Consider the following 22,910-nt stretch of genomic DNA (forward strand, 5'->3'; position numbering starts at 1 on the left):
GGTATTAAAGGGCGACCGGGAACAGCCAGCCCAAAAGCATTGCGCCGAGGATGGCGCCACCGGTAATCGGCTTCTGCCAGATATAGAACAGCAGCGCGCCCAACAGGGAACCGATGCCGATTGGGATCGAGGCGGTCATCGCGCTGAGGATAATTAACGGCCCGAGGAAGCGGCCGGAGGCGTTACCCGCGCCCATCATCACGTCTGCCCCGTAGGTGGAGTTGCTCTGATTGATGGTGAACTTACGCGCCAGGATGATGACGTAGCCAATCGCCAGGCCAATCACCAGGCCGGTTGCCAGCGAGGCGATAAAGTTGGTCACCGGGAACATGATGCCCGCCCCCAGCAGCAGCGCCGGCACGCCTAAGCCGACGCCAGTCTGGATCGCCCCGCCGATATCCAGAATCCCCACCAGGGAGCCTTCGATAATACGGGCGAACAGGAAGCTGGCGCCGAACGCCGCCACCGCGCCGTAGGCACCGGTATCGATGCCCGCTTTCAGCATCGCCACGAAGGCCACTTCGTTAAAGGCGCCGATGCCGTAGAGGTAATACATGTGCGTCCCGGCGAAGACGCCGGAGGAGAGCAGGCCAACAAAGATCGGGAACGACCAGTCGGCATACCAAAAACCTTTATTCTGTTCCATTTAGAGGCTCCTGTTACTTGCCGCTGAGCGAGTTGTGGATCATGTCGAGCCAGTTCGGCACGGTCAGATGGAAGGATTCGATCATCTTCATGTCGAAGCCGCGGAAGAAGCCGCTCAGCACGAAGAGCAGAACGATGGCCGCCATCATCACTTTGGTGACGTGGTTCCAGCCGCTCTCTTCCACCCCTTTACCGATCAGGATCCCCAGCACCAGACCCGGCACGGCGTTACCCATAATCAGCTGCGCCGCGCCGCCAAAAACGGTGGCCCAGAAGCCCGATTTTTTACCCGCGTCGATGGCCGCCAGCCAGAAGATCACCGGCATCACGGTGTTGACCAGCAGGTTTGCCGCCGGCACCAGCACCTTAACGGCGGTGACCTGCAGCGCGGCCGGAACGGAGGAGGCGGTGAGGTTCAGGAAGGTGACGACAATCATGCCGATCACGCCGCAGGCAATCGCCATTTTGCGGGGATCGTGCAGCGTCTCGCCGACGTTGCGGTTTTTGATCATCAGCGCCGCGGCACCCCAGTTCGGGATGATGCGGTGGTCAACGTCCTGGGTGAAGGAACCCGCCGCAACCGACGAGGCCCAAGCGTTGAAGAAGAAGCCTAACCCAAAGGAGAAGTGGGACGCCGGATCCCCCTCGCAGGAGTTCAGCTCCCCCAACGTACGAAACGCGCCCATACCCTGTGTGGTAGGCGCATGAAACATGCGTGCAGCCCCGGCCCCAACGCCGACGCCAACCAGGCCGCCGATGATGAGCGATTTTATTAAAATTATCAGGAACATTCGTCTGCCCTATTAGTAAGAATCAGCGTTGCGTGACAAAGTCCACCTGGTCCAGATTGATGGCAGTCACGTTGACGGTCACGTCCAGCTCCACGCTGTAGGTGCGTCTTTCCCGGCGCAAAAAGAAGAACAGAAACGCCTCTTTACGCACCGCTTCTTGCGCCTGAACAACCTGCACATCCTGTGGCTCAATACGCAGTAAGATATGCGGCGATGCTTTCATCACCGCGGCCTGAACATGGTTCAGCGCGTCGGCAAAGGCGCGCGCTTTGGCGTCGCCCTTGCCCTTCACTCTCACCGTGGTGGTGAACTGTTCTTTCATGCTTATGCGCCGTGCTTCTTCTGCCACGCCTGGACCAGACGCTCGCCCAGCTCTTCTTTATCCATAAAGCCAAAGCCGAGCACGTTGCAGCCTTCGTTGATGGCGGTGACGCCTTCATCGACCGAGCGCATGCCGTACTTCGCTTTGTAGCCATATTTGGTCTGGGCGGTGATAGCACCCGCGCCGCCGCTGCCGCAGAAGGAGATACCGAAGGTGGCGTTCTCCGCCTTCATCACGTCGCCCAGCTTCATATCTGCCGCCATGCCTGGCACCACGACCGCACGGCCACCCGCTTTTTCAACGCCTGCTGCAACCTTCTGGCCTTTACCCAGGCGATCGCCGATGACCACTGTAATTTGTTCCATGATGTGCTCCTTAAAGGTTGTCTTTGGCGACTTCGAAGTGAACGGAGAGCAGCCAGGCTTCTTCATCAGGAAGATTGCCAAACTGCGCCACCACTTCACGGGCAAGTCGCATGGATTCTGGTGAAATTTCGTCAAACAGGTCAGCCTCGACCTCCGGCAACGGTTCGCCGGTTACCGACCGGTGCGCCATGGCGTGAACGTGGGAGGTCAGCATCTGCTCCTGAACAGCATTGGGGATAATGTGGTGATGACTAAGCAGGGCGAAAATCTGCCTGAGCATGGTGTTGGCCAGCTGTTCAGTTTGCGCCGCCTGGTCTCCAGTGTCGTTTATTACCGTTCCGTTAATCACTCGTCTTACCCCGTTATTGGCTCTGGGATAAAACTAACGCCGGGTGTCAGGGGTTTGTAGCGAGTTGTTTTCCACTTCGAAGTGGAAAGGAGAGCGGCACCAGTGATCTGTGCCACATAATTGCGCTGAATAACGATTTTTCGCTGGCCTAACGTGATGAATATCACGCTCCTGAACGGCAAAAGCCACGTTGTGGAAGTGAAAAAGTTTACGAGCAGACTCGTAGAAGTGTGAGCTGGATAAGGTTTTCTTATGAGGATTCGTTAGAGTGGCCGTGGGTGTTTGAGACTGACCGTCTCATGCATGGGACGGGAAGTGGAAAGCCCCGCCTGACGAAAAATCAGGGCGGGGGCTCGAAACGACACGTCCGAACACGTGGAGTTCGCTACCTCGCCCGCTTAAGAAGCAAGGAGGCATCCATGAAAAGCACAAAACTTATTATCAGAGTAACAACGATTGCCGCAATAACAGCAATCCTGCTCACACTGATAACCCGGCGAAACCTGTGCGAAATTAGCTATCGCAAAGGTTCACTGGAGGTGACTGCCCGACTGGATTGCAACTCTGGCAAGGAGTAGAGCGAGTATGCGGGGGGAGTACAATCCCCCTGCATTTCATGAGTGTATCAAGGACGTAAGGCTCAGGCACCCATTAACGGTATTTTTTGTGATAGGTATTGCGCGTGGTAACAAAGCCATCGGCTGCCGCCTGGGCCTCTTTTACTTTGCCTTCGTTCGCCAGCTTCAGCGCGCCGTCAATCTGCCCCACCAGCGTCTCAAGGCCATGGCGGAAATCTTTCATCTCCGGGCTATCTTCCGCTTTGCCTTCCAGCTTTGGCGGGGTCTCTTTTTGCGCGTCTACCGCGGCGGTGCGCATTTTGGTTAACGCCTCTTTCATCTCCGCCGCGTTATCGGTTTTTTGCACCACTTTCAGGTTTTCGCTGAGGGTGTCCATATTGTCTTCAAGGTCGGCAAAGACCGAGGTGCTCATGACCAGCGATGACGCTGCGAGGACAGCTAACAGGATTTTACGCATTGCTCACTTCCTTTTTATTATTAAAAAAACCGACTAATACCCTAAATAATTCGCGTTGCAGAAAGGCGGCAAGCGCGTGAATCCCCGGGAGCTTACATAAGTAAGTGACCGGGGTGAGCGCGCGCAGCCAACGCATCTGCGGCGTGAAGTATGACGGGTATTACTGACCGGCGATTTTCATTTCCGGTAACAGAACGGAACCGCACTGGATATTGCTGCGTGTCTCAATATCGTTCCCCACCGTCACGATATTGCGCCACATATCTTTCAGGTTACCGGCGATGGTAATTTCGCTCACCGGATACTGAATCTCACCGTTTTCCACCCAGAAGCCAGACGCCCCGCGCGAGTAGTCGCCGGTGACGCCGCTCACGCCCTGCCCCATCAGCTCGGTGACCACCAGGCCGGTGCCCATTTCTTTCAGCATCTGCTCAAAGCTCAGGCCGCGGCCCGGAATACGCCAGTTGTGGATACCGCCCGCATGGCCGGTGCTCTTAAGCCCCAGTTTGCGTGCGGAGTAGTTGGTCAGCAGCCACTGGGTCAGGATGCCCTCTTTGACGATATCGCGTCGCTCGGTGCGCACACCTTCGCTGTCGAACGGCGTGGAGGCCAGCCCTTTCAGCAGGTGCGGATGCTCTTCAATGGTCAACCACTCCGGCAGGATTTGCGTTCCCAGCGCATCGAGCAGGAAGGTGGATTTACGGTAGACCGCGCCGCCGGCAATCGCGCCGACCAGATGCCCAAACAGCCCGGTCGCCACTTCATTGGCAAAGATAACCGGTGCTTTCATGGTAGAAAGTTTACGCGGAGCCAGGCGGGATAAGGTGCGTTTTGCACACTCCGCTCCAACCCACTCCGGCGACTGCAGATCGCCCATCGCGCGGCCAATGGTATAGGCGTAATCGCGCTCCATGTCGCCGTTCTCTTCGGCAATCACGCAGCTGGAAAGAGAGTGACGGGTGGAGCAATAGCCCTGCAACATGCCGTGGCTGTTGCCAAAGACTTTAATGCCGTAGTGGCTATTAAAGCTGCCGCCTTCGGTATTGGTGATGCGCTTATCGGCATTAAGGGAGGCCTGCTCCGCGCGAGCGGCGAACTCAATGGCTTCGTCCGGGGTCACTTCCGCCGGATGGAAGAGATCCAGATCCGGGGCCTCAAAGGCCAGCAGCTCTTTGTCAGCCACCCCGGCATAGGGGTCTGGAGAGGTGTAGGAGGCGATATCCAGCGCCGCCTGGACGGTCCGCGCAATGGCGTCAGGGCTTAAATCGGTAGAGGAGGCGCTGCCTTTACGGTTCTGGTGATAAACAGTAATCCCTAATGCGCCATCGCTATTAAATTCAACGGTTTCCACTTCGCCATAGCGGGTGCTGACGCTCAGGCCGGTGGTTTTGCTGACGGCGACTTCTGCCCCGTCCGATTTCGCTGACGCCAGCTCCAGGGCCATGGAGACGGCCTCTTCCAGTGCTTTACGCTGCGCTGCAACTTGTGAGATCACTTTCATCGTAAATGCCATAATGTAAGGTGTAGTTAGCTGAAGTCTAACAGAGAACCGTTTCTCAGTACGCGTCTAAACTGGTAACATTAGCCTCTTTTTTTAAGGAGCCTGACATGACTAAGCAGCCCGAAGACTGGCTCGACGACGTTCCCGGTGATGACATCGAAGACGAAGATGATGAGATCATCTGGGTCAGTAAAAGTGAAATTAAACGCGACGCCGAAGAGTTAAAACAGCTTGGTGCGGAGATGGTAGAGCTGGGTAAGAACGCGCTGGATAAAATCCCGCTCGACCCGGATCTGCGTGCCGCCATCGAACTGGCACAGCGCATCAAGAAAGAGGGCCGTCGCCGCCAGCTTCAGTTGATTGGTAAATTATTGCGCCAGCGCGACGTAGAGCCGATTCGCCAGGCGCTGGATAAGCTGAAAAACCGCCACAACCAACAGGTTGCGCTGTTCCATAAGTTGGAGCAGATCCGCGATCGTCTGATTGAACAGGGCGATGACGCCGTACCGGAAGTGCTGAACCTATGGCCGGACGCCGATCGCCAGCAGTTGCGCTCTCTGATCCGTAACGCGAAGAAAGAGAAAGAGGCGAACAAGCCGCCGAAGTCTGCACGTCTGATTTTCCAGTATCTGCGCGAGCTGGCGGAAGCCGAAGGTTAATATCTTACTTGCTGTTTGCCGGATGGCGGCGTAAACGCCTTATCCGGCCTACAAAAAAAGCCCGGTCAGCGTTAACGCTACCGGGCTTTTTTTTACACCACTGCTTCTGCTTTCTTCGCCAGACCGTCCAGCAGTTTCTGATGGATCCCACCAAACCCGCCGTTGCTCATCACCAGAATGTGATCGCCCGGCTGCGCGGTTTTCACCACCATCTCCGCCAGCGTATCCACGTCGGCACTCCAGTGCGCAGGCTGGACGCAGGCTTCGGCCACTTCCGCCACCTGCCACGGAATGTGCTGCGGTTGCAGGAGGAAGACCTCGTCCGCGCGACCTAAAGAGGGGGCTAAATCGTCTTTGCAAATCCCCATCTTCATGGTGTTGGAGCGCGGTTCCAGTACGGCCAGAATGCGTGCCGTGCCGCCCACTTTGCCGCGCAGGGCAGCCAGCGTCGCGAGGATCGCGGTCGGGTGATGGGCAAAATCGTCATACACCGTCACGCCATTGGCTTCGCCGCGCAGCTCAAGACGACGACGGGCATTGATAAAGGAGCCCAGCGCGTTGGCCGCATCGGCAGGCAAGACGCCCACATGACGGGCCGCGGCAATCGCCATCAGGCCGTTATGCATGTTGTGTTCGCCCACCAGCGCCCACTGCACTTCCCCGACTTTTTCGCCATCCAGCAACACTTCCCAGCGGGAGGCATCATTGGTGAGCTTTTTCGCCTGCCAGTGGCCCTGCTCGCCCACCAGCTCCTGCTCGCTCCAGCACCCCATCGCCAAGGTCTGCTTCAGGTTAATGTCGTTCTCCGGCAGAATGATGCGTCCCTGGCCCGGTACGATGCGCACCAGGTGGTGGAACTGCTTCTGAATCGCTTTCAGGTCGTCGAAAATGTCCGCGTGGTCAAACTCAAGGTTGTTGAGGATCAGCGTGCGCGGGCAGTAATGAACGAACTTGGAGCGTTTATCAAAGAACGCGCAGTCATATTCGTCCGCCTCAATAACAAAGAACGGGCTCTCGCCCAGACGGGCAGAAACGTCAAAGTTCCCCGGTACGCCACCAATCACAAAGCCCGGCTTGTAGCCGCAGGCTTCGAGGATCCACGTCGCCATACCGGCGGTGGTGGTTTTGCCGTGGGTTCCCGCCACCGCCAGCACCCAGCGATCGCGCAGAACGAAATCATGCAGCCACTGCGGCCCTGACATGTAGGGAATATTCCTTTCCAGCACGGCTTCTACGCAGGGATTACCCCGGGTCATGGCGTTTCCGATGATCACCAGATCCGGCTGCGGCTCCAGCTGGCTGGCGTCGTAGCCCTGAATAAGATCGATGCCCTGGTTTTCCAGCAGCGTGCTCATCGGCGGATACACATTGGCGTCCGAACCTGTCACCTCATGGCCAAGAGCGCGCGCCAGCATAGCCAGGCCGCCCATGAAAGTGCCACAAATCCCCAATATATGAATGCGCATACGTCACTATCCTTCTTCAATGTGGCGCACATTTTACGCATATGTCAGCAGCAGAGAAATGCATTTCAGGAAAATCTGTAGCAAGCTGGCGCGATTCACCTCTGCGCGACAATTTGAAAGTTTGTTAAGATTGTTGGGCATCAACAACTTTACTCAACATCCAATGCAGGGAAAGTGTTATGAAAACGTTAGGTGAATTTATTGTCGAAAAGCAGCACGAGTTCTCGCATGCTACCGGTGAGCTCACTGCTTTGTTGTCGGCAATAAAGCTGGGCGCCAAGATCATCCATCGCGATATCAACAAAGCCGGACTGGTCGATATCCTGGGTGCCAGCGGTGCTGAAAACGTGCAGGGCGAAGTTCAACAGAAACTCGATCTGTTCGCGAATGAAAAACTGAAAGCTGCACTGCGCGCACGCGACATCGTTGCGGGGATCGCCTCCGAGGAAGAAGATGAAATCGTCGTCTTTGAAGGCTGTGAACACGCCAAGTATGTCGTCCTGATGGATCCGCTGGATGGCTCCTCCAACATCGACGTTAACGTCTCTGTCGGCACCATTTTCTCCATTTACCGTCGCGTCACCCCTGTCGGCACGCCGGTCACCGAAGAAGATTTCCTGCAGCCGGGCAATAAGCAGGTTGCTGCGGGTTATGTGGTATATGGCTCCTCCACCATGCTGGTCTACACCACCGGCTGCGGCGTCCATGCCTTTACCTACGATCCGTCGCTGGGTGTATTCTGCCTGTGCCAGGAGCGCATGCGCTTCCCGCAGAAAGGCAGCACTTACTCCATCAACGAAGGGAACTACATTAAATTCCCGGCGGGGGTGAAGAAGTACATCAAATTCTGCCAGGAAGAGGATAAATCGACCCAGCGTCCTTATACCTCGCGTTATATCGGCTCCCTGGTGGCGGATTTCCACCGTAACCTGCTGAAGGGCGGTATCTACCTCTACCCAAGCACCGCCAGCCACCCGGAAGGCAAGCTGCGCCTGCTGTATGAGTGCAACCCAATGGCCTTCCTCGCCGAACAGGCGGGCGGTAAAGCCAGCGACGGCAAAGAGCGGATTATGGATATCATTCCTGAAAGCCTGCACCAGCGCCGTTCCTTCTTCGTTGGCAACGATCATATGGTTGACGACGTGGAACGCTTTATCCGTGAATTCCCGGATGCCTGAATGTTGAGTTTGACCAAAAGGGGCCACTCGGCCCCTTTTGTTTTTCCAAACATTTATATCTTTGTTGGTATAAAACTATATAAAAATGCTGCTGTAACCCGCTGAATCAATGCGTCATCATGACGGCGTTCAAATAGCGTTCAATGGAAATCAGCCGATATGAAAAACCTCTCTCGCTCATCCACTGGCATCGACCTCAATCTGATTCCGGTATTTATTGAAGTCGTCAGGTGCGGGAGCATGGCCAAAGCCTCTTCACGTCTTGAGATGTCCAGGCCAGCAGTCAGCCTGGCCCTGAAACGCTTTGGCATGCTGTTTAATGAGCCGCTGTTTACCCGCAAGGGTCTGTTTCTTGAGCCAACGCCTTATGCGTTGCGCTTGACCGCCGAGATGGAAAAGCTGCTGGGCGCCATTCATGACCATATCGCCAGCACCCCGGCTGGCGCGGAAAGCCTCCCGGCGCCGGAAGACGATAAGGCTACGCCTGTTGCGACGACAGCTTAAACAGTGACATCGCCTCGATGAGCTCGCGGGACTGCTCTTCCAGCGAGCGCGTCGCGGCGGACGATTGCTGGACCAGCGCCGCGTTTTGCTGCGCGGTTTCGTCCATCTGATTAACCGCAATATTCACCTGCTCAATACCTCGGCTCTGCTCGTGCGACGCATTGGCGATCTCACGCATCAGGCGGGTCATGCGCATCACCTCGTTGGCGATCTCGTCCATGGTTTCCCCCGCCTGCTGCGCCAGTTCGCTGCCTTCGCTGACGTGCGCCTGCGAATCGCTAATGAGCGTGCGGATCTCTTTTGCCGCATCGGCGCTACGGCTGGCGAGGTTACGGACCTCTCCGGCCACCACCGCAAAGCCGCGCCCCTGCTCACCCGCGCGGGCGGCTTCCACCGAGGCATTCAGCGCCAGAATATTGGTCTGGAAGGCGATACCGTCGATCACGCTGAGAATATCGGCGATACGGTCGGCGCTGCCGGAGATATCGCGCATCTTCTCAATGACATAACAGACCATCTCGCTGCCGCGGTCAGCGGTATCTGACATCGTCTTCGCCACCTGATGCGCCTGCTCGGCATTGTGGGCGTTCTGCTTCACCGTGGCGGTGATCTCTTCCATGCTGGCCGCGGTCTGCTCCAGCGAGGTGGCGGTCGATTCTGTACGCTGGGCAAGGTGCATATTGCCTGCGGTCAGCTCCCGGCTGCCGGTATCGATCTGCGAGCTGGCGTCACGCACCCGCAGTACCGAGCCCATCAGCGACTGACGCATCCCCTCAATGGCGGCGTTGAGGCGGTTAAACTCCTGGCTTGCGGGAGTGGTCAGGGCATGAGTCAGATCCCCGGCGGCCACGTGCTCAAGCTGGGCAATAGAGGAGGAGAGCGGCTTCAGCAGCATATGACGAAGCGCCAGCCACGCCAGCACGATAATGCCCGCGGTCAGCAGCGCGGCGACGATGATCAGCAGCATCACCCGATTTTTACTCGCCTGCACCGCGGCGACTTCAGCTTTGCCCCGGCTGTCGCTCCAGGCCTGGAAGGCCTGCATATCGTTATCAAACTGACGCGCTACCGGCACCAGACGGTTCTCCAGCAGATCGTAATAGTCATCGGCATTCTGCGCATTGAGGGCGTTCTGCATTGGCACGATCCCCTCAGCATTATAGGCGGCGAGGCTCGCGGCAACTTTCTTCAGCAGCGCCTCACCTTCGGGATCGTTTACCCCGCTATCGATCACGCTTTTCAGCGTGGTTTGCGCCTGTTTGAGTTCGTCATTGATGTTTTTCACCGATTTTGTGGCGTCATCCAGCAGCCCCACCTCCATCATGCGGACGGCCTGCCCCGCCTCGTTGCGCGCACGCAGGATCAGGGTGTAGCCCGAATTAAGCTGCACCAGCTGTTCGCCCTGAAGATGGTTAATGCGCTGCAAAGAGGAGGAGCTTTGGGTGAGGGCATAAATGCCGATACCGCTGACAAGCAGCAGCAGAAGGGTCATAACGGCCAGTAACGAAAGCAAGCCGGTACGAATCGATAGCGTTTTAAGCATGATGTAATTTCCGGTAGCGAGATAAATCTGGACAGAATTAAGGGTTATCGGCCGCTACCGGAAAAGATTTAGACTTGACGTAAATTCAGGCGCTTATAGCTTGCTGGTGGTGCTCACCCGGGTAACAGGCGAGTTCTGGCGGTTCTCCCAGAGCACCGTCAGGCCGCGCTGCAGGGCGATAAAGATGAACAGCAGAATGCCAATCGCAATCTTGGTCCACCACGAGCTGAGGGTGCCGTCGAAGTTAATATAGGTCTGGATCAGCCCCTGGATGGCCACCCCAAACAGCGTGCCCAGCACCGTGCCGACGCCGCCGCTGAGCAGCGTGCCGCCAATCACCACCGAAGCAATCGCGTCCAGCTCCACCCCTACCCCCGCCAGCGCATAGCCCGCCTGGGTGTAGATGGAGAAGACGATCCCCGCCAGCGTCGCCAGCCCGGTGGAGAGCATGTAGATACGAATGGTGGTGCTGCGGGTGGAGATGCCCATCAGGTTGGCGGAGGTCGCGCTGCCGCCGATGGCATACACTTCGTTGCCAAAGCGGGTGCGGTGGGCGAGGAAAATGCCGATCACTACCACGCCCAGCATCACCAGCCCCAGAATACTCAGACGGCCGCCGCCGGGGATTTTCCACGCCAGGCTTGAGAGGGTGTCGTAGACCGGATGGTTAATCGGGATCGACTCCTCTGACACCAGATAGCTGACGCCGCGCAGGAAGAACATCCCGGCGAGGGTGATAATAAACGCCGGGATCTTCAGGGCGTCGATCAGCAGTCCCATAAAGGCGCCAAAGGCGCAGCCCATCACCAGCACCAGCGGGAAGGCCAGCAGCGGGGAGATCCCCCAGTAGCCAATCGCCTTAGCCAGGAAGACGCCGGTAAAGGCGATCACCGACCCGACGGAGAGGTCGATCCCGCCGGAGAGGATCACGAAGGTCATGCCGACGGCGATGATCCCGAGGAAGGCGTTGTCGGTCAGGATGTTGCAGATCACCCGCGTCGAAGCAAAACCGGGGAACTGCGTCAGGCAGTAGAGATACCCCAGCACAAACACGCCCAGGGTAATCATGAGCGGTAAATTACGTTTTATCATGACCACGCATCCCCTTAATGAGACTGATAAAGCGCGGCGACTGCACGATGAGCACGCAGAGCACCACCACCGCTTTCACCACCTGGTTGAGTTCCGGCGGGAAACCCGACAGCAGGATCCCGGTGTTCATCCCCTGGATAATCAGCGCGCCAATCACCGACAGCAGCAGGTTGAAGCGCCCGCCCATCAGCGAGCCGCCGCCAATCACCACCGCGAGGATCGCATCCAGTTCCAGCCAGAGCCCGGCGTTATTGGCATCGGCCCCGCGAATATCCGCCGCGACGATAATCCCGGCAATGGCGGCGCAGACCCCGCTCAATACGTAGGTGAGCATCACCATCAGACGGGTGCTGACCCCGGCGTTTTTCGCAGCGCGAATGTTAATCCCCACCGCTTCGATAAACATCCCGAGGGCGGTTTTGCGGGTGAACAGCCAGAAGGCGATCAGGGTGACCACCACAATAATCACCGGCGTCGGGAAGAAGAACAGCGATCCGCTGCCAATCCACGCCAGATTCGGGGCGTTGAAGGTGACGATCTGCCCGGAGGTGATCAGCTGCGCCACCCCGCGTCCGGCCACCATTAAAATGAGGGTGGCGACAAAGGGCTGGATTTTGAGGATCGCCACCAGGATGCCGTTCCACAATCCCGCGAGCACGCCGGTGCCCAGCGTCGCCAGCAGCACCACCGGCAGGCTGTGTCCGGCCACGGTCATTGAGGCCGCCGTCGCCCCGGCAATCGCCATCACCGCCCCGACCGACAGATCGATACCGCCGGTGGCAATCACCAGCGTCATGCCGATCGCCAGCAGGGCGACCGGCGCGGCACGGTTTAAGATATCAATCGGACTGCCGAACAGGCGGCCATCCTGGAGGATAATCTGATAAAAATGCGGCGAAACGAGGCTATCCACCAGCAACACGAGGATCAGCGCAATGATTTGCGGCGTGCCGGTGGGCCAGCTGAAGCGGCGCTTCGTCTCGCCGGTCTGAGAAAGTGAACGTGACATCACGATCTACTCCTTATGCCGCAATGGCGTTCATGATTGCCGGAACGGAGAGCGCATCCAGCGGGATCTCGGCCACCTGCTGACGGTCGCGCATGATGATCACCCGATCCGCATAGCCCACCAGCTCCTCCAGCTCCGAGGAGATCACCAGCAGCGCCAGACCGTCGGCGCAGAGGGTTTCGATCAGGCGGATAATTTCCGCGTGCGCCCCTACGTCGATACCGCGGGTCGGCTCGTCGAGGATCAGGAACTGCGGCTTGGTCAGCAGCCAGCGTGACAGCAGCACCTTCTGCTGGTTACCGCCGGAGAGAAATTCGATCGGCTGCTCCGCACTCGGGGTGCGGATGCCCAGCTGGCGAATAAAGCGCTCGGCAATCACATTTTGCTCTTTACGGGGAATGGGCCGCAGCCAGCCGCGCTGGGCCTGCAGGGCCAGAATGATGTTCTCGCGCACCGAAGCGGCGGCGATAATGCCGTCGGTCTTGCGATCTTCCGGGCAGAAACCGATCCCCAGGCTGGAGGCCTGGTGCGGAGAGCGCAGCGTCTGCGGTTTACCTTTGATCAGCGCAGTGCCGCTGTCGGCAGGTTTGATCCCGAAGATCACCTCTGCCGTTTCGGTACGTCCCGACCCTAACAGCCCCGCCAGGCCGACGATTTCGCCCGGGCGCACCTCAAGATCAAAAGGCGCAATGGTGCCTTTCTTGCCGTACCCTTTAAACGCCGCCACCGGCTTCTCGCTGAGCAGCGTCCGGCCCGCACGCTGCAGGGCATTGCTCTCCAGCTCGCGGCCCAGCATCATTTTCACCAGCTCGATTTGCGGCAGCTCCCGGGTTTCGCGACAGCCGACGAAGCCGCCGTTACGCAGGACGGTAATGCGGTCGCTCACCTCATACACCTGATCGAGGAAGTGGGTGACGAAAATCAGGCTCACCCCCTGATCGCGCAGCTGGCGCATCAGGGTGAAGAGCATTTCGACCTCTTGGTTATCCAGGCTGGCGGTAGGTTCATCGAGGATCAGCACTTTTGCCGAGAGATCGATAGCCCGGCAGATGGCGACGATCTGCTGCATCGCCACCGAGAAGCGGTTGAGCGGCTCGCGGACGTCGAGAGAGAAACCGTATGACGCCATCAGTTTTGTGGCGCGCTCTTCCATCTCTTTACGGCGCAGCAGGCCAAAGCGTCGTGGCTCGCGGCCGATAAACAGATTATCCGCCACCGACATATTCGGCAGCAGGTTCACTTCCTGATAGACCGTCCCGATACCCAGCTGCTGGGCATGGGCGGTATTTTTGGGCGATATGGCGTGGCCTTCCAGCCAGATGGTGCCGCGATCGGCGTGATAGACACCGGTCAGGGCTTTAATCAGGGTCGATTTTCCGGCGCCGTTTTCGCCCAGCAGGGCCATGATCTCGCCACGCCGCAGGCTGAAATCGACGTTATCCAGCGCTTTTACGCCGGGAAAATATTTGCTCAAGCCCTCTGTGCGGAGGATTTCCTGGTGCTGGTCTGTGATCATGGTTCCCCCTGCATCATGTCGGATGGCGCTACGCTTATCCGGCCTACAAAAAGCGAGCCGAAGGCCGGGCAAGCGCAGCGTCGCCCGGCATTTTCAGTCGAGCTTAGTAGCCCATATTTTTCTTCTTCTCTAACTCTTCTGCAGCGGTATCAGGCAGATAGAGCGTGGACTTGGTGATCGTGACTTTCTCTGGCATGGTGCCGTCTTTCTTGAATTTCTCCAGCGCGTCAAAGGCCGGGCCTGCCATGTTTGGCGTCAGTTCCACGCTGGCGTTGGCCTCTTTGTCGATCATCGCTTTATAGATATCCGGTACGCCGTCGATGGAACCGGTCAGGATGTCGGTACCCGGCTTCAGGCCCGCCTCTTTGATCGCCTGGATAGCGCCGATCACCATGTCATCGTTATGGGCGTAAACCATGCAGATGTTCTTGCCGTTGTTCTCAGCTTTGATAAAGCTCTCCATGACCTCTTTCCCTTTACTGCGGGTGAAGTCGCCGGACTGAGAACGGATAATCTTGATGTTTGACGCTTTGGAGATGGCATCAGCAAAGCCTTTCTTACGGTCGATGGCCACGCTGGCGCCGACGGTGCCCTGCAGCTCCACCACGTTACACGGCTTACCATCCACCTGTTTCACCAGCCATTCACCAATCAATTTGCCTTCCAGCACGTTGTCGGCGGTGACGGTGGTCATATAGAGAGATTTGTCTTTTACATCGATGGAACGATCGAGCAGGAAGACCGGAATTTCGGCATCTTTCGCTTCTTTCAGAACCGGTTCCCAACCCGTCGCCACGACCGGGGCAATGAAGATGGCGTCAACGCCCTGAGCGATAAAAGAGCGTACCGCTTTGATCTGGTTTTCCTGTTTTTGCTGACCATCGGCGATCTTCAGCGTGATGCCGCGTTTTTCGGCCTCACTCTTCGCGACGTTGGTCTCAGCGGCGCGCCAGCCGGACTCTGAGCCGACCTGGGCAAATCCTACGGTTAAGGGGGCGGCCATCGCCATAGACGACATGGCTGCCGAAACTGCTGTGACAAGAAGTAAGCGCTTCCACATAAGTGCGTCCTCGTAGGGGAGTTTATTGTTGGGTAAAAAATGTTCTGCGAAGAGACTATAGACAATGCGAGATGTAACGGAGTGTGTTACATCACACTTCGGAAAAGTGAATAAAACGTTAATCACAAGTTTGTAATCGCTTTCACTGAGCCATTAAAAATGCGGCTGAGTTTATGGATTATCTTGTCATGAGAAAGTGCTGATAAGGGTTTTCAGGAACAGGGATTGGCGAAAACAGGCGGAGACATTCCGCGCCAGTTGGCTATAATACTCGCCACTTGATTACCAATCATTTAAAGGACACAGACATGAGCTTACTCAACGTCCCAGCGGGTAAAGAACTGCCGGAAGACATCTACGTAGTTATCGAAATCCCGGCGAACGCTGATCCTATCAAATACGAAATCGACAAAGACACCGGCGCACTGTTCGTTGACCGTTTCATGTCTACCGCGATGTTCTATCCGTGCAACTACGGTTACATCAACCACACCCTGTCTCTGGACGGTGACCCGGTAGACGTGCTGGTCCCAACGCCATACCCACTGCAGCCGGGCTCCGTGATCCGCTGCCGTCCGGTTGGCGTGCTGAAAATGACCGACGAAGCGGGTGAAGATGCGAAACTGGTTGCGGTACCGCACACCAAGCTGAGCAAAGAGTACGATCACATCAAAGATGTGAACGACCTGCCAGAGCTGCTGAAAGCGCAGATCGCCCACTTCTTCGAGCACTACAAAGATCTCGAGAAAGGCAAATGGGTGAAAGTGGAAGGCTGGGACAACGCAGAAGCCGCTAAAGCGGAAATCGTTGCCTCCTTCGAACGCGCTAAGAAGTAATGCTTAACGTGTGAAAAAAAGCCCCGACTTGTCGGGGCTTTTTTTGTCTGTGCGGTCTGTTGCCGGGTGGCGGCTGCGCCTTACCCGGCCTACAAAATCTGTGCGGCCTGAAAAAACAACGCCACCCAAAGGTGGCGTTATTCATATCAGTACTGGTCTCTGTCTAACCAGTTACCGCTTTCAATCAGCGTCAGACCTTCCACCGAACGTTGGTACACGTACATCCATGCACTGCCGTAGGGTGTCTGGATTAACCGGCGAGCGTATTCCCCGCCTTTGGTGCGCAAGGCATCAAGTTCGGCCAGCGTGGCATTATCAATACGATAAACCTCACCGTGTACTGCTCCTTCTCCCGGAACGGCGCCTGGATAGTGGCCCAGGCTGTACAGCTGGTAGTTCTCGATACTGTAATCCCCCAGCAACTGGGCGTTAGTCATCCAGTGGCTGTTGCCTTGCTTGGTTCTTAAACTGCCGTAGACAAATATTCGCATTGCTAAAACTCAAACTGATAGAGCAGATCGAGTGCCTGGTCTACGCCAGACACCGCTTCCAGATATAGCTTAGGCATCAGGCGATAGCGTAACGTGAGAGTTGCTAATGAGTCAAAGATCCCCACACCATATTTCACCTGCAGACCCGGCAGTACATAGCCGCTGACCACCACCTGAGAGGAGTCGCCGACCCCCTGGGTGTCCAGCGCCAGATTGCTTACGCCAAACGTCTCGCCGATTTTACCCACAACCTGACCACTTTGTGCAACCCCCAGACCGACTAACATTGAGGTCATCGCCGCGCTGTCGCTCTGATTGCTGTCCAGCCCCTGCCCGCGCAGCAGGTATGAGAGCGCTTCCTGCTGGGACATGGCCGGGTCAGAGAAAATTTCCGCTTTCGGTTCGTCCGCGGTGCCCGTCACGCGCACCCCGGCGATCACGTCATTTTCGGTGGCCTCCGGATTACGGATCGCTTCGATATTCAGCAGCGGCTGATCCGGCGGGCCGGAGAAGAGCAGTTCGCCTTTACGCACCATCAAATCTTGGTCGTAGGCGTGGAAACGCCCTTCCGGAATGTTGATCTGCCCGTTCAGGCCCAGCCCCTGTTTATCCTGCGCGACTTTCAGATCGCCGGTCAGTCTTGCCTTTAGCCCAAACGCATCCAGGCGCACGTTGTTGCCTACGTGTACGATCAGGTTGCTGTTGATCGGGATAGAGGCACTCTGTGGCTCCTCCGGCTGGAGGTTGTTGTTGAGCATCACCTCATCGCTGGAGACGCCCACCGCGCTTTCCGGCAGTTCATGCACCACGATACGAGCCCACGGTACATCGACGCGGCCATCAAGGGTGAACAGCTGCGGCGTGGCCTCAAAGACCACATCCGGCGAGACGTCTAAACGCACCATCGGCGGCACGGTGATCCGCACCTTGCTGCCTTTGGCCGCCACACGGGCGCGCCAGTTATCAAGCTGGCTCCAGTCCGCGTCGCCGCTGAGGTTGATCTGCCCCTGCTGGGTACGCACGGTGCCCGTAAGCGTCGAACTCATACCGTTAAAGTTCATCGCCAGCTGGCTCGGCAGCATATCGAACGGCATAAAGTTGCCGTCGATATCCACCCCGTTCAGCTGCATCTGACCAAACAGCTGCGGGCTCTGGGCGCTGCCCGCGAGCCGCAGGTTGGCATTCAACATACCTGCCGCCTTCTCGCCGCGGGAGAAGATGGCATTCGCCATCGCCAGGTTAAGGTTGCGAATATTGACGTTGCCCCCCAGGTTGCGCCGTCCTTGCGGATCGGTCACCTGGATCTGGCCATCGAGCTGGCCGTTGTTGGTGAGGCGGATCAGCCAGCCCAGCTCGGCGCGGTTGTTATGCAGATCAGCGGTGAGATTAAGAGTGCTGAAGGCCAGCGGCAGCGGCGCATCGTTCACCACCTGCGTCACCTTGACGTTACGCCCGGCGAGCGTGACGTTGCCCTCCGGCAGCCCCGGCTTGGTGGCATCCCAGGAGACGTCCGCCTTGCCGCTGAACACCCCGCTTGCTTGCGTAGTGTCTGGCATGAACGGCTTGAGCATCGCCAGATCGAAGCGGTTAAGGTTGACCACCGCCCGCCCTTCTGCGCCTGCGTCAATGGTCTGCGGCACGCACAGTTCGGCATTCGGGTTAGTCCAGCAGTGCGGCCCGATACTGATCTTCTGCTCTGCGTTGCGGTAATCCAGGGCAATAGCGCGCGATAACGACCACGGCCCCACCGGGGTGGCGAAGCGGGTGTTATCCAGGGTGCCTTTCCAGCGGGTCTCCTGGCGGTCAAAGCTGCCCGCCAGGTGCAGCTGGCCGGAGACCGGTTCACCCTGAATGCGCAGCTGGAGATCGTGCTGTTTCTCGCTGCCTTTGGCTTCCAGCGTGACCTGATTAAGGTTGAGGCCCGGCTGGGAAATGCGATCGACCCGCAGGTTCAGGTGCCCGGCGATCTGATCGGTGGATTTCACGTCGCCATCTACCCGTACGCGGGCGATGGTGAGATCCTGCCAGCGCAGGCCGTTGGCGGTGATATCCGCCAGCAGCTGCGGGGCTTCTACCGTGCCGCGCACCTTCAGCAGCCCTTTCGCGGTTCCGCCCAGCCCTGGCAGGGCATTATCCAGATTCGGCGCGTCGATGGTGGCATCCAGATCGAGATCTTTCACCCCCAGCTCGCCCTTAATATCGGCGGTGTTGCGCCCCAGCGCGACGTGCAGGCCCGGGATGACCCATTGCAGGTAGCTGTTGCCCTTCAGCGAGCCGTTCACATCCACTTTGTTCTGCTTCACGTTGCCGGTGATTTTCAGCTCCGGCACCTCCATCTGCCAGCTACCGCCGTAGAGACTGCCGCGGGTTTTAATCAGCCCGTCGAGCTTCGAGGGCCAGTCCGGCACCTCTTTGGCGGTGTTGATCCCGGTGAGCTTCAGCTCCCCGCGCCAGCTGATCGCCTTCTGCCAGTCGAGCAGCGCCGTCAGCTCGGTTTTGCCCTCCAGCGCGGCCACCGTCAGCTTGTCGAGATTAATCTGCTGCTCGTTGCCCTTCGCATCCAGAGTGATGCCAGCAGGGGGCAGCCCCTCCCCTTTCACCGCAGTGCGGAACGACAGGGTGTAATCGGTCATTTTGCCGGTGAGCTTCAGCTTCACGTCATCGGCCTGGTACTGCTTCTCACCGGTAAATGGCCAGTAGAGCTGCTCACTCACCACCTCAAGGTTGAGCGGCAGGCCCGCCTCTGCAAGCCGGGTCTGGCCGCGCAGCACCACGTCAACCGGGCCGGAGAGGTTCACGCCAAACTCCAGCTGTTCGCGCATGGCGCCGCCCACCTTCAGCTTCACCTTCTCGCCTTTAATCGGATCGATGTTCAGGGTGCTGTTGAGGGTGATATCCACCGGCCAGTTATCCCGCAACAGGGCGTTGCCGGTGGCGTTGACGCTCCCCTGGTTGGTGTCGATATCCAGCGCGTCGAGCTTCATGTTGCCGTCGATGCTGCTCACTTTCAGCAGCATGTTGAAGACCGTCAGATCGGTATCGCCGGTGAGGCGCAACTGCTCGCCCTTAAACTCTTCAATATTAAGGTTCAGCGGCAGGTGAACGTCGGTCATCTCCGGGAGGACCGGTTTCGAGAAGAGATCCTTCAGGGTTTCGCCCAGCGGCTTCTCTTCCGGCTGCGGGTTCTGAATTTTAGGCTCGACGATCTCTTCCTGAGCCACCTCCGCCACTTTCGGCAGGGCAATCAGCAGCCCTTGCAGTGACGTCGGAGTCAGGGTCAGGTTTTTCTCCTGCCAGCGCAGGCCGGAGGTGAAGTCCATCACTGACACGGTGGTGTCGTCGATTTTGACGTTGATGTTATTCAGCGCCACCCGGTTAAGCGATATCGGATATGGCGTGGAGAGATCCAGCGGCCCGCTCTCCTCTTCGGCAACGGGCTCTGACTGTGGCATTTTTTTGGAATCTATCGTCACGAAGACATCTTTTAACGACAGATCGTTAATGCACAGGCTGCTGTCGCGCAGACAGCTGAGCTTCACCGCCAGATGCAGATCCCCGGCGTTGACCGCCACGCCCGGCTGGTCATAGCGGACGTTTTTCAGGTGTAAGTCGCGCCAGCCGCCGGTGACCTGGCCAATCTCCAGCCCCGGCACCCAGCGGTCTGCCGCCTTAAACAGCAGATGCAGCCCGCTGGTGGTCCCCACCAGAAAGGCCACCGCAGCCAGCAGCAGCAGGATAAACAGCAACACGCCGAGGCTGATTTTCTTCCATAAACTCATAATTCCGGCCCCAGACCGATGTAAAACTGTAAACCGTGTTCATCTTTATCGCCCACCGGCACGGCGAAATCGAGCTTGATCGGCCCGACCGGTGACTCCCAGCGCACCCCGACGCCTGCGCCGGTTTTAAAGTCGCTGCGGCGGATATCGCTCACCGCTTCTCCGCTGTCGATAAAGGTCGCGCCCCACCATTTTCCGGTGACGTTGTACTGATACTCCAGCGAGCCGGTAGCCAGCTTCGAGGCCCCGATCAGCTTGCCGTCGTCATCTTTTGGCGCGATGGATTTGTATTTGTAGCCACGAATGCTGCGATCGCCCCCGGCGAAGAAGCGCAGATCCGGCGGCACTTTTTCAAAGTCGCCGGTTTCAATCCAGCCCAGGTTGCCACGCACTACAAAGCGATGGCGGTCATAAAAGGTGCGGATCCAGACGTTTTGCGCCTGTACCACGGAGAAATCCACATCCGAGCCCCAGGCGGTATTGGAATAGTCTATCGAATAGCGCTGGGAATCCCCCCAGTCCGGCATCAGGCCGCCGCGGGAACGGGTCCGGCTGATCATCACCCCCGGATAGAGCAGCATGGTGGTGTTGGTGACGTTGGCCTGGGTAAAGTGGTCGAGGCTCCAGCGCAGGTTAATGGCGCGCTGCCAGCCGCTGGAGAGATCCCAGTAACGCGACACGGCGAGGGTCGTGGAATCCGCTTCGGTGTCGTTCAGATCGGTACGCTTAAAGCCGCCCTGCACCAGGTAATATTGCTCAAGCGGATTTTTCAGCAGCGGCATTTTATAGCTGAAATCGAGCTGCTGTTCCGGGGCTGAGAGACTGACGTTGCTGGTCAGGCTGTGGCCGTAGGAGTTCATCCACGGCTTTTTCCACGTCGCTTTTACGCGCGGGCCGACGTCGGTGGAGTAGCCCACCCCGGTCTCAATGGTGTTCTCGGTGCGTGGCGATACCACGCCGTGCAGCGGCAGCACTTTGGTCTGTCGCGCTTTATCAAACTCTGGTGCCACCACCACTGAGTTAAACCAGCCGGTAGCTGACAGACGGCGGTTGAGCTCGGCCAAATCTTTCGACTGGTAATAGTCGCCCTCTTTAAAAGGGATCAGATTCTGCAAATACTCATCACGGATCTGCGAGCCTTCGAAGGTCACATCACCAAAGCGGTAGCGTTCCCCGCTGTCGTAGTCGATGTCCCAGAATGCCTGATGGCGGTCGAGGGCGATGCCGAGCTGACTTTTATTGAACTGGCTGTCAAAGTAACCTTTGCGCAGCGCCACCTTGGTCAGATCTTTTTTGAAGCCGTCATAGTCGCTGTGATTGAGCACGGTGCCGTTCTTTGGCCGCGTGTTCAACAGTTCAAGATAGTCCTGATCGGTACGCGCGCCGCCGCGCAGCACCACGTCCGTGCCGCCGATGAGCACCGGAACCCCAGGCTTGACGCGGGCAATCAACACCTGCCGCCCTTTGGCCGGAGGTGGACGCAGTTCGAAGTCGATGGTCGGCTCATAGTAGCCGAGCGCTTTTAAACCGCCACGAATGGCATCGTCCACGCGAGCGCGAAAGCGACGATCGGGCGTCACTTCGTCGCTCTCAATAGTGGAGAGCTGTGCGCGTACGTTTTTTTCCAGCGCCCCGGATAGCCCCTCAACCTGTAAACGAACGTTCGCCGCGCTGGCGATTCCGCTTGTCAGCAAGAGACTGGCTAAACATAACTGGCGGATTTTTGGCACGTTTTCTCCTGAATATCCTTGTTTCCACCCCTGGAAGCATATGAAGTGCCGCTCCGCAGCAAATCACGGCAAAAGCCCAAAACCCAATACGCGGGTTGAAAAATGGTTAAACACCCTAATATTTCTTATGTTTAAATCTAGACTCATTCACCGCATTTATTGTGTTCAATTAAACGCGTCGTGACAACCTTAACCCAAACATCACCCACCCGGAGGCCACACCGTGAGTTTATTCGATAAAAAGCACCTGGTTGCTCAGGCGGACGCATTACCGGGACGTAACACCCCTATGCCTGTCGCGACTCTCCATGCCGTCAACGGCCACTCTATGACCAACGTCCCGGAAGGGATGGAAATTGCCCTGTTCGCGATGGGTTGTTTCTGGGGCGTGGAGCGCCTCTTCTGGCAACTGCCGGGCGTCTACAGCACCGCGGCAGGCTATACCGGGGGCTATACCCCGAACCCAACCTACCGCGAAGTCTGCTCCGGCCAGACCGGTCACGCCGAGGCGGTACGGGTAGTATATGATCCGAACGTCGTCAGCTACGAACAGCTGCTGCAGGTATTCTGGGAAAACCACGATCCTGCGCAGGGTATGCGTCAGGGTAATGACCACGGTACCCAGTACCGCTCGGCGATCTATCCGCTCACGCCGGAACAGGATGCCGCCGCCCGCGACAGTCTGGCGCGCTTCCAGCAGGCGATGCACGCCGCCGGCGACGATCGCCCGGTGACGACCGAAATCACCAACGCCTTACCGTTCTATTATGCGGAAGATGACCACCAGCAGTATCTGCATAAAAATCCGTACGGCTACTGCGGTATCGGTGGCATTGGTGTCTGCCTGCCGCCTCAGCTGGCATAACAGTAAGCCGGTTTTGCCTGTTGACGAGCAAAACCGGCTCAAAATGCGATCTCTGGCGACTTTACAGCCGTTTACGCTATACTACCCCTCGAAATAACCGGCCTACCGCTTCGGACCGGTGTTCAAAATATCTACACACCTGTATGACCAACTTCCCTCCGAGGATCTGGCGAG

The 22,910-nt window shown here is 57.7% G+C and carries 22 protein-coding genes; 6 read left to right on the plus strand and 16 right to left on the minus strand.

Annotated features, from left to right (window positions below; genetic code table 11):
* Positions 1-4 precede the first annotated feature (4 nt).
* The 5 genes from DVA44_RS21400 to DVA44_RS21420 are packed head-to-tail and all read right to left on the minus strand — an operon-like array spanning position 5 to position 2,472.
* Positions 5-646 (minus strand): DUF4310 family protein, encoded by a 642-nt coding sequence (locus DVA44_RS21400; RefSeq protein ID WP_103178023.1) that lies wholly within the window; start codon positions 644-646, stop codon positions 5-7.
* A 13-nt stretch (positions 647-659) separates the two neighbouring features.
* Positions 660-1,436: a DUF4311 domain-containing protein gene (locus DVA44_RS21405; protein ID WP_039030609.1), complete on the minus strand. Its 777-nt coding sequence runs from the start codon at positions 1,434-1,436 to the stop codon at positions 660-662.
* Positions 1,437-1,458: 22 nt separating this feature from the next.
* Positions 1,459-1,758 (minus strand): DUF4312 family protein, encoded by a 300-nt coding sequence (locus DVA44_RS21410; protein ID WP_006810338.1) that lies wholly within the window; start codon positions 1,756-1,758, stop codon positions 1,459-1,461.
* A gap of 2 nt (positions 1,759-1,760) precedes the next feature.
* A complete protein-coding gene (locus tag DVA44_RS21415) occupies positions 1,761-2,123 on the minus strand; it encodes an SFCGS family glycine-rich protein (protein ID WP_006179053.1) in 363 nt (120 codons plus the stop codon).
* Positions 2,124-2,133: 10 nt separating this feature from the next.
* Positions 2,134-2,472 (minus strand): glycine dehydrogenase, encoded by a 339-nt coding sequence (locus DVA44_RS21420; RefSeq protein WP_114388089.1) that lies wholly within the window; start codon positions 2,470-2,472, stop codon positions 2,134-2,136.
* A 419-nt stretch (positions 2,473-2,891) separates the two neighbouring features.
* Between DVA44_RS21420 and DVA44_RS21425 the strand changes: the two genes are divergently transcribed.
* A complete protein-coding gene (locus DVA44_RS21425; protein WP_103823040.1) occupies positions 2,892-3,050 on the plus strand; it encodes a Hok/Gef family protein in 159 nt (52 codons plus the stop codon).
* A 73-nt stretch (positions 3,051-3,123) separates the two neighbouring features.
* Here DVA44_RS21425 and cybC read toward each other — a convergent pair whose 3' ends face one another.
* Together cybC and pmbA are read right to left on the minus strand one after the other, a co-directional pair.
* Positions 3,124-3,507 carry a cytochrome b562 gene (cybC, locus tag DVA44_RS21430; RefSeq protein WP_114388090.1) on the minus strand — a complete coding sequence of 128 codons (384 nt, stop codon included), beginning with the start codon at positions 3,505-3,507 and terminating at the stop codon, positions 3,124-3,126.
* A 160-nt stretch (positions 3,508-3,667) separates the two neighbouring features.
* Positions 3,668-5,020, minus strand: coding sequence for a metalloprotease PmbA (gene pmbA, locus DVA44_RS21435; protein ID WP_103823038.1), 1,353 nt, complete (start codon positions 5,018-5,020; stop codon positions 3,668-3,670).
* A gap of 95 nt (positions 5,021-5,115) precedes the next feature.
* Between pmbA and yjgA the strand changes: the two genes are divergently transcribed.
* Entirely contained in the window at positions 5,116-5,667 is a 552-nt protein-coding gene (gene yjgA / locus DVA44_RS21440; RefSeq protein ID WP_103178015.1) for a ribosome biogenesis factor YjgA, read from the plus strand.
* 92 nt (positions 5,668-5,759) lie between these two features.
* On the opposite strand, the gene mpl is transcribed toward yjgA, so the two are convergent.
* Entirely contained in the window at positions 5,760-7,133 is a 1,374-nt protein-coding gene (gene mpl, locus DVA44_RS21445) for a UDP-N-acetylmuramate:L-alanyl-gamma-D-glutamyl-meso-diaminopimelate ligase (RefSeq protein WP_114316061.1), read from the minus strand.
* Between the two features lie 179 nt (positions 7,134-7,312).
* Here mpl and fbp point away from each other — a divergent pair, with 179 nt between their 5' ends.
* Entirely contained in the window at positions 7,313-8,311 is a 999-nt protein-coding gene (gene fbp / locus DVA44_RS21450) for a class 1 fructose-bisphosphatase (RefSeq protein WP_103178013.1), read from the plus strand.
* 159 nt (positions 8,312-8,470) lie between these two features.
* The gene (locus tag DVA44_RS21455; protein ID WP_103823035.1) at positions 8,471-8,815 is read left to right on the plus strand and encodes a LysR family transcriptional regulator; all 345 of its coding nucleotides are present in this window, start codon (positions 8,471-8,473) and stop codon (positions 8,813-8,815) included.
* Here DVA44_RS21455 and DVA44_RS21460 read toward each other — a convergent pair.
* From DVA44_RS21460 to ytfQ, 5 genes are all read right to left on the minus strand, one after another.
* Entirely contained in the window at positions 8,790-10,358 is a 1,569-nt protein-coding gene (locus tag DVA44_RS21460) for a methyl-accepting chemotaxis protein (RefSeq protein ID WP_114388091.1), read from the minus strand. The two genes, DVA44_RS21455 and DVA44_RS21460, sit on opposite strands and share 26 nt — an antisense overlap.
* A 93-nt stretch (positions 10,359-10,451) precedes the next feature.
* The gene (gene yjfF / locus DVA44_RS21465; RefSeq protein WP_114316064.1) at positions 10,452-11,450 is read right to left on the minus strand and encodes a galactofuranose ABC transporter, permease protein YjfF; all 999 of its coding nucleotides are present in this window, start codon (positions 11,448-11,450) and stop codon (positions 10,452-10,454) included.
* Entirely contained in the window at positions 11,437-12,462 is a 1,026-nt protein-coding gene (gene ytfT, locus DVA44_RS21470) for a galactofuranose ABC transporter, ATP-binding protein YtfT (protein ID WP_168194501.1), read from the minus strand. Before ytfT ends, yjfF begins: the two co-directional genes overlap by 14 nt.
* 10 nt (positions 12,463-12,472) lie before the next feature.
* Complete coding sequence (ytfR, locus tag DVA44_RS21475) at positions 12,473-13,975, minus strand: galactofuranose ABC transporter, ATP-binding protein YtfR (RefSeq protein ID WP_114388092.1); 1,503 nt, start codon at positions 13,973-13,975, stop codon at positions 12,473-12,475.
* Positions 13,976-14,078: 103 nt separating this feature from the next.
* Positions 14,079-15,035 carry a galactofuranose ABC transporter, galactofuranose-binding protein YtfQ gene (gene ytfQ, locus DVA44_RS21480; RefSeq protein WP_103178007.1) on the minus strand — a complete coding sequence of 319 codons (957 nt, stop codon included), beginning with the start codon at positions 15,033-15,035 and terminating at the stop codon, positions 14,079-14,081.
* A gap of 308 nt (positions 15,036-15,343) precedes the next feature.
* Between ytfQ and ppa the strand changes: the two genes are divergently transcribed.
* Positions 15,344-15,871, plus strand: coding sequence for an inorganic diphosphatase (gene ppa, locus DVA44_RS21485; protein WP_103178006.1), 528 nt, complete (start codon positions 15,344-15,346; stop codon positions 15,869-15,871).
* Between the two features lie 146 nt (positions 15,872-16,017).
* Here the strand turns inward: ppa and DVA44_RS21490 are convergent, their stop codons facing one another.
* The 3 genes from DVA44_RS21490 to tamA are packed head-to-tail and all read right to left on the minus strand — an operon-like array spanning position 16,018 to position 21,871.
* Positions 16,018-16,362 (minus strand): gamma-glutamylcyclotransferase, encoded by a 345-nt coding sequence (locus tag DVA44_RS21490; RefSeq protein ID WP_103823030.1) that lies wholly within the window; start codon positions 16,360-16,362, stop codon positions 16,018-16,020.
* A 2-nt stretch (positions 16,363-16,364) separates the two neighbouring features.
* Positions 16,365-20,141, minus strand: coding sequence for an autotransporter assembly complex protein TamB (tamB, locus tag DVA44_RS21495; RefSeq protein WP_114388093.1), 3,777 nt, complete (start codon positions 20,139-20,141; stop codon positions 16,365-16,367).
* Positions 20,138-21,871, minus strand: coding sequence for an autotransporter assembly complex protein TamA (gene tamA / locus DVA44_RS21500; RefSeq protein WP_114388094.1), 1,734 nt, complete (start codon positions 21,869-21,871; stop codon positions 20,138-20,140). The genes tamB and tamA overlap by 4 nt, the downstream gene beginning before the upstream one ends.
* A gap of 223 nt (positions 21,872-22,094) precedes the next feature.
* Here tamA and msrA point away from each other — a divergent pair, with 223 nt between their 5' ends.
* Positions 22,095-22,736 (plus strand): peptide-methionine (S)-S-oxide reductase MsrA, encoded by a 642-nt coding sequence (msrA, locus tag DVA44_RS21505; protein WP_103178003.1) that lies wholly within the window; start codon positions 22,095-22,097, stop codon positions 22,734-22,736.
* Positions 22,737-22,910: the final 174 nt, after the last annotated feature.

It is taken from the genome of Leclercia sp. W17, from assembly GCF_003336325.1.
In the GTDB taxonomy this organism is placed as follows: Bacteria; Pseudomonadota; Gammaproteobacteria; order Enterobacterales; family Enterobacteriaceae; genus Enterobacter.